This is a genomic window from Heliomicrobium gestii, assembly GCF_009877435.1.
Classification (GTDB): Bacteria; Bacillota; Desulfitobacteriia; order Heliobacteriales; family Heliobacteriaceae; genus Heliomicrobium; species Heliomicrobium gestii.
In genome coordinates this window covers 210,640-223,824 of sequence record NZ_WXEX01000002.1, presented here as the reverse complement: position 1 = coordinate 223,824, position 13,185 = coordinate 210,640, and the positions used below count along the sequence as shown (strand labels likewise).

Annotated in this window: 16 protein-coding genes; 12 read left to right on the top strand and 4 right to left on the bottom strand. The window is 52.8% G+C overall.

Annotation, left to right across the window (positions count from 1 at the left end):
• Window positions 1–337: 337 nt before the first annotated feature.
• Genes GTO89_RS03040 through GTO89_RS03025 form a run of 4 tightly spaced genes read left to right on the top strand, consistent with a single transcriptional unit; the run spans window position 338 to window position 3,256 of the window.
• A complete protein-coding gene (locus GTO89_RS03040) occupies window positions 338–1,654 on the top strand; it encodes a sensor histidine kinase (RefSeq protein WP_161260597.1) in 1,317 nt (438 codons plus the stop codon).
• A gap of 17 nt (window positions 1,655–1,671) precedes the next feature.
• Window positions 1,672–2,283: an accessory gene regulator ArgB-like protein gene (locus GTO89_RS03035; RefSeq protein WP_161260596.1), complete on the top strand. Its 612-nt coding sequence runs from the start codon at window positions 1,672–1,674 to the stop codon at window positions 2,281–2,283.
• Window positions 2,284–2,424: a cyclic lactone autoinducer peptide gene (locus GTO89_RS03030; protein ID WP_161260595.1), complete on the top strand. Its 141-nt coding sequence runs from the start codon at window positions 2,284–2,286 to the stop codon at window positions 2,422–2,424.
• Window positions 2,425–2,461: 37 nt separating this feature from the next.
• On the top strand, window positions 2,462–3,256 hold the full coding sequence (locus GTO89_RS03025) for a LytR/AlgR family response regulator transcription factor (RefSeq protein ID WP_161260594.1): 795 nt from the start codon (window positions 2,462–2,464) through the stop codon (window positions 3,254–3,256).
• A 99-nt stretch (window positions 3,257–3,355) separates the two neighbouring features.
• Here GTO89_RS03025 and GTO89_RS03020 read toward each other — a convergent pair whose 3' ends face one another.
• The 3 genes from GTO89_RS03020 to GTO89_RS03010 form a co-directional block, all read right to left on the bottom strand.
• Complete coding sequence (locus GTO89_RS03020) at window positions 3,356–3,922, bottom strand: xanthine phosphoribosyltransferase (protein ID WP_161260593.1); 567 nt, start codon at window positions 3,920–3,922, stop codon at window positions 3,356–3,358.
• A gap of 284 nt (window positions 3,923–4,206) precedes the next feature.
• Window positions 4,207–4,404 carry a hypothetical protein gene (locus tag GTO89_RS03015; protein ID WP_161260592.1) on the bottom strand — a complete coding sequence of 66 codons (198 nt, stop codon included), beginning with the start codon at window positions 4,402–4,404 and terminating at the stop codon, window positions 4,207–4,209.
• Window positions 4,405–4,477: 73 nt separating this feature from the next.
• Complete coding sequence (locus GTO89_RS03010; protein WP_161260591.1) at window positions 4,478–4,723, bottom strand: hypothetical protein; 246 nt, start codon at window positions 4,721–4,723, stop codon at window positions 4,478–4,480.
• Window positions 4,724–4,775: 52 nt separating this feature from the next.
• Between GTO89_RS03010 and GTO89_RS03005 the strand changes: the two genes are divergently transcribed.
• Window positions 4,776–5,270, top strand: a complete 495-nt coding sequence (locus GTO89_RS03005; RefSeq protein ID WP_161260590.1) for a tetratricopeptide repeat protein — start codon at window positions 4,776–4,778, stop codon at window positions 5,268–5,270.
• 203 nt (window positions 5,271–5,473) lie between these two features.
• A complete protein-coding gene (locus GTO89_RS03000; RefSeq protein WP_161260589.1) occupies window positions 5,474–6,013 on the top strand; it encodes a MarR family winged helix-turn-helix transcriptional regulator in 540 nt (179 codons plus the stop codon).
• A gap of 60 nt (window positions 6,014–6,073) precedes the next feature.
• Here GTO89_RS03000 and GTO89_RS02995 read toward each other — a convergent pair whose 3' ends face one another.
• The gene (locus tag GTO89_RS02995; RefSeq protein WP_161260588.1) at window positions 6,074–6,400 is read right to left on the bottom strand and encodes a HesB/IscA family protein; all 327 of its coding nucleotides are present in this window, start codon (window positions 6,398–6,400) and stop codon (window positions 6,074–6,076) included.
• 434 nt (window positions 6,401–6,834) lie between these two features.
• On the opposite strand from GTO89_RS02995, the gene argH reads away from it, so the two are divergent.
• From argH to GTO89_RS02965, 6 genes are all read left to right on the top strand, one after another.
• Entirely contained in the window at window positions 6,835–8,217 is a 1,383-nt protein-coding gene (gene argH / locus GTO89_RS02990; protein WP_328793847.1) for an argininosuccinate lyase, read from the top strand.
• A gap of 109 nt (window positions 8,218–8,326) precedes the next feature.
• Window positions 8,327–8,491: a DUF362 domain-containing protein gene (locus GTO89_RS02985; protein ID WP_161260587.1), complete on the top strand. Its 165-nt coding sequence runs from the start codon at window positions 8,327–8,329 to the stop codon at window positions 8,489–8,491.
• A gap of 73 nt (window positions 8,492–8,564) precedes the next feature.
• Window positions 8,565–8,729, top strand: a complete 165-nt coding sequence (locus GTO89_RS02980; RefSeq protein WP_161260586.1) for a DUF362 domain-containing protein — start codon at window positions 8,565–8,567, stop codon at window positions 8,727–8,729.
• A gap of 498 nt (window positions 8,730–9,227) precedes the next feature.
• The gene (locus GTO89_RS02975) at window positions 9,228–10,529 is read left to right on the top strand and encodes a phenylacetate--CoA ligase family protein (RefSeq protein WP_161260585.1); all 1,302 of its coding nucleotides are present in this window, start codon (window positions 9,228–9,230) and stop codon (window positions 10,527–10,529) included.
• Window positions 10,530–10,580: 51 nt separating this feature from the next.
• The gene (locus GTO89_RS02970; RefSeq protein ID WP_161260584.1) at window positions 10,581–12,482 is read left to right on the top strand and encodes a thiamine pyrophosphate-dependent enzyme; all 1,902 of its coding nucleotides are present in this window, start codon (window positions 10,581–10,583) and stop codon (window positions 12,480–12,482) included.
• Window position 12,483: 1 nt separating this feature from the next.
• On the top strand, window positions 12,484–13,062 hold the full coding sequence (locus tag GTO89_RS02965; protein ID WP_161260583.1) for an indolepyruvate oxidoreductase subunit beta: 579 nt from the start codon (window positions 12,484–12,486) through the stop codon (window positions 13,060–13,062).
• Window positions 13,063–13,185 lie beyond the last annotated feature (123 nt).

The window sequence follows — 13,185 nt, the reverse complement described above, 5'->3', positions numbered from 1 at the left end:
GCTGTTAATCCAGTTTAACCTATAAAATAAATGACGTGCAAGAAGAAACAAGTTATCGATGTAATATTTAAGAATGCAGATTGGAGTCTTCACAGAAGTTATTTGCTTAAAAATAATCGTTAGGCGGCAATAACCGACAAATTTCAACATTAGAACTGTAGTACAATTTAAAGCCAAAGAAGATTTTAATTATTTTCCACGATAATCCATATATTCGAGTGAAAGTAGAGTATCTAGTCTCCTCAAGGAGTTTGTACATGATCGAAATAGCAAGGTTTCGAGCCATAAAATAGTCCATTCGCGGTTGGATAATAGGAAACCATATGGGGTGTATGGAATGATTGATCAACATAAAATACTAGCGTTTTTTCTTGTTTCTATCCCCGAGAGTTTAGCTGCGAACTTTTTAGCATCTCAATTATTGAGTATATTAAACAATAAAAAGGCAATAAAACGGGTTACTCTTCTCTCTATAATTGAAGCTGTTGTAACATGGGGATTGTATGCAATTGAGATACCAGTATCCATAAGAATATTTATTAATTATGCGGGTTTTGTCACTCTTTCTTTTTATCTGCTTAATCTTAAATTACCCACTGCAATAAGTCTCAATATGATAATATTATCTTCGATAATTGTAATTCAAACTAGTTTCATTGCAGTTGTATCTAGTTTATACTCTGCGCTTCTAGGCACAAAACTAAATTTTGTCGACCATACATTGGAAATAGGTTTCTTTAGCACGTTGTTTCTCGCTCTATTGGCAATAATATCATTTAATAAGAAATTTGTTCTATGGAATGAAGATGGATTGTCCGCCTTGATAAAAAAATACGGTCGTATTTTAGTAATAGTGTTTATTCAATTACTGCTATTGGGCTACATAAGTTTTTCGGTATTTTACGATGCATTTGAACCTGGTAATAATGTTGATATTAGCTCGATTGTCTGGCTCTTTAGTTCCGGTTTTTTAATATCTGAAATATTTCTAATAAGATATTTAATAAGGCATGTCCTAATAGGGACACTGCAAGAAGTTAATGATACATATTTACAACAGGTAAACGATCTTTTTCTTGCGTTCAGAGCTCAACGGCATGACTTTTCAAATCATTTACATACATTAAACTTATTGATAATAACGAATAATATGGAGAAAGCTTCAGGCTATATGAAAGGATTAGTAAAAGAGGCAGTAGATTTAAATACTGTTCTTAGAATAGCCGATCCCGTTATAGCCGCGGTTGTAAGAGTAAAACTTGCACAAGCAGAACAAAAGGGAATCAGATTAGTATTAAATATACTTCATGATTTATCTGGTTTAAAAATCAAATCTTATCAAATGGTTAAAATACTGGGGAATATAATTGATAATGCATTTGATGCGGTTGAAGAGTTTTGCTCGGAAAAAAAAGAAGTATACTTAGAAACAAATAAAACAAAAGGTAAAATCCGCATATTGGTTAGCAATCCAAATACACAAATGAGTAATACAAAGGTGGAAGATATATTTAAATCTGGTTTCACAACTAAAAAATCTCATTCTGGAATTGGGCTTACGGTTTGTAAAAAGATTATCGAGGAGCAAAATGGAGAAATCAATGCTTATGAAGAGAATGGCGACTTTATAATCGAGATTACACTACCGTTGTGAGTTAGGAGAAAGTTAAAATGAAAAAAATAGCTGCTAAAATGGGAAGTTGGCTGGCAATAGAAAGTGGTTATACAACGAGAGAGCAGATATTATCCTATGGACTCGAATACATAATAGGTTTAACGATTAATATTGGTAGCATTGTTGTCTTAGCTTATTTTTTCAATGTAATAGGAGAAGCGGTATCATTTCTTATCACATTTAATCTACTTAGGCTTTTTTCTGGTGGAACACATAGCATTAATTTTTGGTACTGTACTTTGACAGGGATGGTTTCTGTAATTGGCTTCTCAATATTATCAATTCAATCACAGTGGATATATCAGAGTATTCCAATATCGGTGCTCGTTGTATCGATTATTACAGTCATAATGTTCTTATATGCGCCGAGCAGTGTTGTTTTTAAAGAAGAAGGTGGTAAAACCCGATTTCGAATTCTACGAATAGGGTCGTTATTGTTTTCGGTAATTTGGTTTTTGTTTATTAACATATCTACATTTAGTCCAAATATAGTACAAGCATCCGCCTATGGTCTCATTTGGCAGGCTGTATCAATAACCCCTTTTGGCTTTTCGCTGATCAAAAAGATAGACAACATCCTTAATTCTTTGAGGGGAGGTGAAAAGTAAATGTTAAATTGGTTAAAGAGGAACGCATTGTCTTTTTCTGTTGTCGTCTTAACAATTATTGCCACGGCAAGTATTAAGCCTGCATGTATAGCTATTGGGTATCAACCTGAACCACCAAAAGAATTGTTAAATAAAGATTAAAGCAGACTCTACAATACTGAGGTAAGTAGGTGATCCTATGCCGATCCGCGTTGCCATCGCGGAAGACGAGCAAATCGTCTGTGATCACCTTGCGGCAATCGTGTCTGCCCAGGAAGGATTTGAAGTCATTGCAACCTGTGGCAATGGAGATGAACTTCTGGGGATCGTTCAAACGAGCGCTCCCCAGATTGTCCTTCTTGACATCGAAATGCCTGGCAAGGATGGTTTTGAAGTAGCCCAAGAGTTGTCCAAACAAAACCCGGATATCGCGTTGATCTTCGTAACGGGGCACACGAATTTCTCCGTGGAGGCTTTCGAGGTCAAAGCCTTTGATTACGTGCTCAAACCGTTTACGGAAGATCGGGTCATCTCGTCGTTGAAGCGCGTCGGCAAGATTGTGACGGCCCTTAAAACCAAAGCTGACGACGATAAGTCGCGCCTTACGATTAAGAACGGCGGTAAGACGGTCGTCATCGATGTGAACACCATTACCTTCATTGAAAAACTGAAGGATGTCAAACGGCTTGTCTTCAATACCGATATGGAGCGGCACGAATTGCGGCAGACGCTTGAGGAAGTGCTATCCCTGTTGCCGTCGCAATTTTTCCGCTGTCATAAATCTTTTATCATCAACCTTGATCGCGTCGAAGCGGTCCGTCCCAATGGTGTGAATAGCTATATGGCCTACATCGATCAAGGCAAGATAGAAATCCCCGTGGGCAAAAACCACTATGCTGAGATGCTGGAGCGCATCGGCGCCAAACGAGATCGCAATGCCGCGAAGGCGGAAATAAATAAGCGAAGCCTGAAAAGCTCCGCTGAAGCGCTATAGAGAAACGCCATAAGAAAAACCGCGATAATGCGATAACGTTTGTCTGACTTGCCGTGGCAATCATTCAAATAATGTAGCCTACATAAAAGAATGTGTCACTCAGGCAAAATCGATTTTTCCCGGTTCCATTTGTTCAATGGCTGCCAGGGTTTCTATGCGCATGCCTTTGGCTCGTAATGCGGCGCCGCCTTGCTGAAAAAGTTTTTCAATGACGATACCAGCCCCAGCCAGGCGTGCGCCGGACTGATCGACGATGTCCACTAGGCCCTTTAGCGCTTCTCCGTGGGCGAGAAAATCATCGATGATCAGGACAACATCATCAGCCGGCAAGAACTTTTTGGACACTGTGATGGTTACCGTCTCTTGCCGGGTGAAGGAATAGATCTGCGAAGCGTATACAGCGCTTTGGGTGCTGGCTTTTTTCTTTTTGGCGAAGACGACTGGCACGTTGAGCGATAGCGCCACTGCTGAAGCGACGGCGATACCAGAGGCTTCTACCGTAAGCACCCGGGTGATGCCTTCGCCGGCAAAGCGCTCAGCCAGTTCTTTCCCCATCCGAAGGATGAAGGCCGGGTCGATCTGGTGATTTAGAAAGGTATCCACCTTGAGGATGTGGGTGCCGATCACTTCTCCCTCTGCCATGATGCGGTCTTTCAATTCCTGCATTGTCAACTCTCCCGTGTACTGCAGATTTTGTGTCGCGGCCCAATGGATCGGGCATCGCGAACCTGTTACTAGCCATGACGATAATGCTCAGGATACCATAAAAACAGACCTGTGACGATATCGATTCCAATCGGTAGCGATCGGGAACCGGATAAAATAGATATAACGGACTCACCCGTTGCCCAAGCGGCCTCAGCTTGGGCTATGGCGCGTTGGACACCTCGCAATTTTTAAAATCCTTTCGACGACGACCCTAATGGAAGTAAAATGGTGGTAAGATAGATTTAACGAGGTGCTGTTGGAAAAAGGGTAGGAAATAATGGTGCGCTGGCGAATAAATAAATCATCATTCTGTTCATCTGGAGTGACCAAATTGAAAGGCAAACCTGTGATGCCGAGGATAACTTCAGCACCATCAGCACCATTAGCACATCCAGTACACCCAATGCCCACAGCCTCAGCACCCTCAGTACCGCCAGCATCTCCCGATCCTCCGGCGCCTCCGAAAACCCCATCACCGCAAAAAAATAAAGCGTTTTCGAGGTCAGCTTGGCGTCACATCATCGCCATCGGTGTTGTGGCTGTGTTCTTGACGAACGGTTGCAGCGCCCCTACACCGTCGACGCCAAGTAAAGCGGAGACGCCTGCGCCTGCTGAATCTTCGTCAACGACGACCCCGTCTACGACAGCATCGCCGGCGGGAGGGGAGTCCGCAGCCACGCCGGCAACGGACACGCCCGTTGCCGTACCATTGACGGCAAACCAGGCGACGACGCCATCCGCCGCCTCGGAGAGGGACACCGTCCCATCTGGCGCGACAGTCTCGGAGGAAAACAGGAAGAAAGCCGTCGAATTGTACGAGAAAGGTTACTACACCTTTGATGTTGAGCAGGGTCCCAACCGGCTGAATAAAGCCATCGCGCTGTACGATCAGGCCTTGGAACTTGATCCGAACTGCTACCAGGCCTATACGGGCAAGGGGATCGCTGTGGCCTTTCGGGGAAACCTTGATGAAGCGTTGCGCTTGCTCGATCGCGCCATCGCGCTGCGGGCCGATTACGGTTTCGCCTACTACAACCGGGGCCTCGCCTTGAAGTTCCATGGCCGTTTTGATGACGCCCTCATCTGGTTTGACCGCTCGCTGGCCTACGACCCCGATAACGCCTGGGCCTACTTCGGCAAGGCCGCCATCTATGACGCCCAAGGCAATACCCAGGCCTGCCTGGACAACCTGGCGAAAGCGATTGACATCATGCCCTACTGCAAGGTGACAGCCAAGGAAAAGACCGATGAGGACTTCAGCCATGTCAAAAATCTGCCCGAATTCAACAGGTTGATTGCTGAGTGATAAAATCGCCGGGTGATAATCGTCGCCGAGTGGTCGTGATCGCTGAGTAATCATGATCGCCCAGCGAGGCGAACTTCAAGAAACCCGACAGGATTTGCTGTTGAAATAAATGATCTCGGATCATCGACAAGGCCATGCCAACCGGATAGGCGAGATGGAACGACAAGGGAAGGATTATTACGAGAAGCAGGGTGGGAAAAGAAATGGACGCGGAAACAGTGAATAGGGACATCGCAAAAGAAAACCAACAGGGTATACAGCAGAACGACATCTCTGCAAGAGGCGACCATACGGATGGAGCGTCAAACGGGGAGTGGCATGAGGGGCGCAAGCTCTTTCGAACACTGCAATCCTTTTATGAGTGCGCCATGAGCACCGTTTCGCGGATCAGCCAGCGAACCGACTTGACCTTTACCCAGTTGCAGATCATGAATCACATCCATTTTCGCGGTTTAGCCCTTCAAAAAGAGATGCGCAAACAGTTTCACCTGACCCAGGGGGCGCTCTCGACAGCCCTGAAGGACCTGGAAAAGCGGGAATTGATCAGCCGCACCCAAAGTCCTGTGGACCAGCGTGAATGGGTGATCGCTCTTTCGCCGCAAGGAGAAAGGTTGCTCGCCGAGATCGGCCAACCCCTGTACAACCAACTGAGTGAATTGGTGGAAAAGCATCCTCAGCAAGTGAAGCAACTGATCGACTCAGTGGAGTGGTTTACAGAGACCTTTTCGTTGGAAGAGGTGTAAAAAAGATAAGAAAAAGGCCCTTGACAAGAGCGGTCAAGGGCCTATCGTCATGCAGATAAATCACAGATCGCACTGGCTGGTGCAGGAACTGCAGCTGGAGTTGCAACTGGACGTGGCGAGAAATCCCGGCTCGTCATCGCTGTCATCGTAGTCGATGCGCAGCCCTCGGAGATAATCCTTGCTCATGTCGTCGGCCACGAACTGGATCCCTGCTGCTTCGATGATGACATCGCCGCGTTTGGTTTCAAATTCAAGGCCCAGGTCGTAGGCCGAGTGTTCCCGGCTGAGGGCAAAAATACGAACGTATTTCGCTTTGTTTTCTTCCAGAAGCTCGATCAGTTTTTGACGCCCTTTTTCGGTCACCGTGATCACGGGAACCACCTCCATCTTGAATTTTACCCCCCGCGACCCAGGAAGATCAACCGAACCCATCAAAAAACCCGGATGTATTCGAACACCCGGGTTTCAAAAATACGAATATGCATGATGCCGAATGAATCCACAGAGAATCCCGAAAGAGAGAGCCCGTACAAACCAGCAAGTCACCTGTTATGCATGGGCGAAGGCCGCTAAACCTGATGCCACGAGTACGACGAGCATCATGGAGATCAAATCCCATTCATGTGACGTCATTCTCGATTCATTCGTGTAGGTTTTCATCGGCTTCACCTCGCTTCGTTTCTGAAGTATACTTATTAGACAACGTCTGGGGCAAAAAAGTTCCTTCACAAAAGCCCTGGAGAGCCCTTTTCTTGCGAAAATTTTTTGGAATAAGATGCCGGGCGATGCCCCGGCTGGCAATGGATGAGGAGGCAGCACAAGTGTCCAAAAAACTGTGGGGCGGCCGTTTCCAAAAAGGGACAGACAAGGTCGTCGAGGATTTCCATTCGTCCATCTCTTTTGACCAGCGCCTGTACCGGCAGGACATTCGCGGGTCCATGGCCCATGCCCGCATGCTCGGGCAGCAGGGTATCATCGCCGAGAGCGACGCCCGGGCCATCATCGCCGGATTGGAAGGCATTTTGAAGGACATCGAAGCGGGCCGCATCGAGTTCGACGTGGCCGCCGAAGACATCCACATGAATATCGAGAAAATCCTGACCGAACGCGTCGGTGATATCGGCAAAAAGCTGCACACCGCCCGCAGCCGCAATGACCAGGTGGCCCTGGACATTCGCCTCTACCTCCGCGACGAGATCGCCGAAACGCGAGCGCTCCTCGCCAAGCTGATCACCACCCTGCTCGACACGGCTGAGGCAAATGTGGACACGATCATGCCGGGCTACACACACCTGCAGAAGGCCCAGCCGATCACCCTGGCCCACCACCTGCTGGCTTATGTGCAGATGTTTGACCGCGACCTTGACCGGTTGGCCGACTGCGCCCGCCGCCTTAACCGTTCCCCCTTGGGTTCTGGCGCGTTGGCCGGCACGACCTTCCCCTTGGATCGCCTGGCCGTCGCGACCGAACTCGGCTTTGACGGGATCACCGAAAACAGCCTTGACGGCGTCTCAGATCGTGATTTCGCCATCGAGTTCTGCGCCGCCGCTTCGTTGACGATGATGCACCTCTCGCGCTTTTGCGAAGAGATCATCCTCTGGAGCAGCCAGGAGTTCGCCTTCATCGAGCTCGATGACGCCTACTCCACGGGCAGTTCCATGATGCCCCAGAAGAAAAACCCCGACGTGGCCGAACTGATCCGCGGCAAGACGGGCCGCGTCTATGGCGACCTGATGGCCTTGCTCACGGTCATGAAATCCCTCCCGCTGGCCTATAACAAGGACATGCAGGAGGACAAGGAAAGCCTCTTTGACGCCGTCGACACCGTCAAGGGCTGCCTGACCGTCTTCACACCCATGATCGCCACCATGCGCGTCCGCCGGGAGACGATGAAGAACGGCGCCCGGGGCGGCTTCACCAACGCCACCGATGTGGCCGACTACCTGGCCAAAAAAGGCGTCTCCTTCCGGGAAGCCCATGAGATTGTCGGCAAGATGGTCCTCCTCTGCGTGCAAAAGGGCGTGGCCCTCGACGATCTCACCTTTGAGGACTTTCGCGCCTGCTCCGACGCCTTTGGCGAGGACATCTACGAGGCCATCTCCGTGGAGCGCTGTGTGGCCGATCGCAAGGTGCCCGGCGGCCCGGCGCCGGAAGCCGTAAAGGAAGCCATAGCGCAAGCGCGGCGGCGGTTGAACGAGCAATAGCGGACAAACCTTCGCCAATTCGTAAAAATAGTGATTGAAGCCGGATAATATCCGTGATATGGTAAAAGTGTTGGATTTGAACCCGACACACTATGGGGGGTGAACTTAGGTGGCCTACAAAATCTCTGATGCTTGCGTCGCCTGTGGCGCTTGCAAAGATGCGTGCCCCGTAGAAGCAATCATGGAAGGCGATGTCTATTCGATCGCTGATTCCTGCATTGATTGCGGTACTTGTGCTGACACTTGCCCAGCCGGCGCTATCAGCGAGGGTTAAGACAGAATTTCTCGCTGGGTGTGGTGTGTTTCTAGATGACCATAGGGATTGAGGAAGGCAGGTGAAAAGAACAATGGCTTTCAAAATCACCGATGCTTGCACCGCTTGCGGCGCTTGCATGGATGGCTGCTGCGTTGGCGCCATCGTCGAAGGTAAAAAGTACTCCATCACCAGCGACTGCGTGGACTGCGGCGTTTGCGCCGACAAGTGCCCCCAAGACGCTATCATTCCCGGCTAATCGAACATAGCCCCGAAAGCGTCCCTTGACTTGCCGTCAGGGGGCGCTTTTTTGTTTGCCCTGGAGCGATGTGTTCTGCACAGGGGCGACCCATTCGCCGGACGTCTCAGATTTTTCAAAAAGAAAGGAATTCCTGAATTGATCACGAATATAAACCATTCAAGTTTGCCGTCGTCTTCGACGGCGCGGAACGAAACGACAGCAAAAAGGCGGCCACAGTAGTTTGACGGTATGACAGGCAGGCAGGCCGCCGGATGATTGCAGCAGAACGGGAGGATGGAAGGCAATGCGGCAATGGCGCATGCACGCAGGTTCTGTCGCTCTTTTGCCGGAAGGCAAAACAGGGCGGACAGCAGGGGCTTTCTTTGACTTTTTTTCGGACAGTCGAAAGGCCGAACCCGCTGACGGAATGTCAGTGAGGAGAGCGGGCTTTTTGGCTGTCCCTTTGCTTCCCTATGCGGGTTGCTTTGCGACGCCTTTTCCCCAGGAGGTGATCGCATGATCTGGAACCGTGAGATGGAGTGCATCGACCGGGAGTCGCTCCGGCAGTTGCAGTTGGGGCGGCTGCGAGAAACGCTGCATCGCGTCTATGACAAGGTGCCCTTTTACCGCCAGCGCTTCGACGCGGCGGGCGTTCGCCCCGACGATCTGCAGACCTTGGAGGATATCGGCAAGTTTCCCTTTACCACGAAAACAGACCTGCGCGATCAGTATCCCTTTGGGCTCTTTGCCGTTCCCAAAAAGGAACTGGTTCGCCTGCACGCCTCGTCAGGCACGACAGGCAAGCCGGTTGTCGGCGGCTACACCTGGGGCGACCTGGAACGCTGGACGGAACAGGTGGCGCGCATCGCCGCCATGGCCGGTGTGACGAGTGACGATACGGCCCAGATCGCCTTTACCTACGGGCTTTTCACGGGGGGATTCGGCCTCCACTACGGCCTGGAAAAGGTGGGCTGCGCCATTGTGCCCGCCTCAGGCGGCAACACACAGCGACAGATCATGCTCATGCAGGACTTTGAGACGTCTGTGCTGGTCTGCACCCCCAGCTATGCCCTGCACATGGCGGAAGAGGCGCGAGCCATGGGCATTGACCCGACCCAATTGCCGCTGCGCGTCGGACTCTTCGGATCAGAGCCCTGGTCTGAGGGGATGCGCCGGGAGATTCAAAACGCCTGGGGCATCCGGGCCTTTGACAACTACGGCCTCACCGAATTGGGCGGGCCTGGCGTCGCCGGCGAGTGCCTCCATGCCGATGGCTTGCATATTTTAGAAGACTGCTTCCTGGCCGAGGTCATCGACCCCGAGACGGGTGAACCTGTCGCCGACGGGTGTGAGGGGGAACTCGTCTTTACCACCCTGACCAAAGAGGGTTTCCCTGTCATCCGGTACCGGACGAAGGACATCAGTTGCCTGGACCGGCGCCCATGCCCTTGCGGGCGGACACTGACACGCATGCGCCGAGTCACCGGTCGCACCGATGATATGTTGATCGTCCGCGGCGTCAACGTTTTTCCCTCCCAGATCGAGAGCGTGCTGATGGAAATCAGCGGTGTGGCGCCCCACTACCTGCTGGTGGTCGACCGCCAGGGCTACCTCGATACGCTGGAGGTCCAGGTGGAGTTGGCCGAGGAGCGATTCGTCGACAATTACCGTGAACTGGAGGCGCTGACAACCGCCATCCGGGAACGGCTGAAGAGCGTCCTATCTGTCAGCGCCAAGGTGCGCCTCGTCGAGCCCCGCTCCCTGGAGCGCAGCCCCGGCAAGGCCAAGCGCGTCCTTGACCGGCGACCGAAGGACTGACCAGTGAACGACAAAAACGCGTGATATCGCAGCGATAAAGGGGGACTTTTGTTGAAGACGCTTTTGACCGGCAATGAAGCCATCGCCCGCGGCGCTTACGAATACGGCGTGTCTGTGGCGGCGGCCTACCCCGGAACGCCCAGTACCGAGATTCTTGAAAACATCGCCAAGTATCCTGAGATCTACTGCCAGTGGTCTCCCAACGAAAAGGTGGCCATGGAAGTCGGCGTGGGCGCCGCCATTGCCGGCGCCCGCACCATCGTGACGATGAAGCATGTGGGCGTCAACGTCGCCGCCGATCCCCTCTTCACGGCGGCCTACACAGGCGTGCGCGGCGGCCTCGTCCTCGTGTCGGCCGACGACCCGGGCATGCACTCGTCCCAGAACGAGCAGGACAACCGCAACTACGCGCCGTTCGCCAAAATCCCCATGTTGGAACCCTCCGATTCCCAGGAAGCGAAGGATATGGTCAAGCTGGCCCTGGACATGTCGGAGCGCTTCGATACGCCGGTGCTGCTGCGCATCACCACCCGCATCGCTCACTCCCAGAGCCTGGTCGAGTTGGGTGAACCGATCGAACGGACCGTCCAACCCTACAGCAAGGACGCCAAAAAATACGTCATGATCCCGGCCTACGCGAGAACGCGGCGGCTCTTTATCGAAGAGCGGGACAAGCAACTGGGCGAGTTCACTGAGACGGTGGACGTCAACCGGATCGAGATGGCCGATCCCTCCTTTGGCATCATCACCTCCGGCGTGGCCTACCAGTATGTCCGGGAAGCCTTTCCCGACGCCTCGCTCCTTCGCCTCGGCATGACCCATCCGCTGCCGAAACAAAAGATCGCCGAATTCGCCGCTGCCGTCGATGTGCTCTTTGTGGTCGAAGAACTCGACCCCTATCTGGAAGATCGCATCCGGGCCTTGGGCATCGATGTCATCGGCAAGGCGTTCTTGCCGGCCTATGGCGAGCTATCGGTCTCCCTCGTGAAGACGCGGCTCATGGCGGCCCTCGGTATGACAAGTGAGGCCGCTTACGACAGTGCGAACGACGTCGCCAGCGACGCGGCCGCCACATCGGACTGCGCCAGCGCGGACAGCTGCGCCGCCTGTGCCAACGTCGCCGCTGAGGCCTGCCAAACGGCTCAACCGATCCAATCCGCCCAACCGGATGAACAGAGCAACGCGGTCATCGCGACGGCGGAACCCTTTGACGCCCCTGTCCGCCCGCCGGTCATGTGTCCCGGCTGCCCCCACCGGGGTGTCTTCTATACCCTGCGCCAGCTCCGCCTGGTCGTCTCTGGCGACATCGGCTGCTATACCCTCGGCACCATGGCGCCTTTGGAGGCCATCGACACCTGCATCTGCATGGGCGCTTCCATTTCCGGCGCGCTGGGGATGGAAAAAGCCAACCCCGACCTGGCCCGCCGCCTCGTCTCCGTCATCGGCGACTCGACCTTCCTCCACTCCGGTGTCACCGGTCTGATGGACATCGTCTACAATGGCGGCACCTCGACTGTGATCATCCTGGACAACTCGATCACCGCCATGACAGGTCACCAGCACAACCCGTCGACAGGCAAGACGCTGATGGGCAAGGACGCTCCCGTTGTCGACTTTGTCGCCCTGGCCAAGGCCCTCGGCGTCAGACGCGTCGTCGAGGTCGATCCCCTCGACCTGGATCGCCTCAAGGCCGTCATTAAGGAAGAGGTGGCAGCCCCCGAGCCGTCTGTCATCATCACCCGCCGTCCCTGCGCCCTGATCGTCAAAAATACGGAAACACCGCTCGAGTGTGTCGGCTGCAAAGGCTGCAAAGCCTGCCTGCGCCTCGGTTGCCCCGCTCTTTCCCTCGACAAGGGCACCCGCAAGGTTGTCGTCAACAGCGCCCTTTGCACCGGCTGCGGCCTTTGCGCCCAACTGTGCCTCTTTAACGCCCTGCGAAAGGCGGGTGAATAAGATGAAAACGGGAATGAACATCCTTCTCGTCGGCGTGGGCGGCCAGGGCACCATCCTCGCTTCCAAGATCCTCAGCCATGTAGCCCTGGCCCAGGGCTGGGATGTCAAGATGTCCGAGATTCACGGCATGGCCCAGCGCGGCGGTTCCGTCGTCACCCAGGTCCGCCTCGGGGAAAAGGTCCATTCGCCGATCATCGAGCCCGGTGAGGCCGATGTCATCGTAGCCTTTGAAAAACTGGAAGCCTTCCGCTGGACCCACATGCTGCGCCCCGGCGGCGCCATGATCGTCAACGATCAGAAAATCGAGCCCCTGCCGGTCCTGATCGGCGCAGCCGCCTATCCGGAAGAGATCATCGAATCCATCGGCCAGCGCGTCGGACGCTTGACCGTCGTCCCCGCCCTGGATTTGGCGACGAAACTCGGCAACCCGAAGGCGGCCAACGTGGTCCTTATGGGTGTCCTCGCCTCGGTCATGGACATCCCCCGCGAGACCTGGGAGGCGGCGCTTGAAGCCCGCGTGCCCGCCCGTTTCCTGGAACTCAACCAGCGGGCCTTTGCGGCGGGATTTGAGACAAAATAAGCAGACAAACTACAAGCAGCGAAAGAAGAAAAGGCCGGCGGTGAGAGCACCGCCGGCCTTTTCCATGCAGGGGATTTCCGGTTTCGTAGGCGCGCCTTGTTTCGACCTGCGAAGGGACGGACT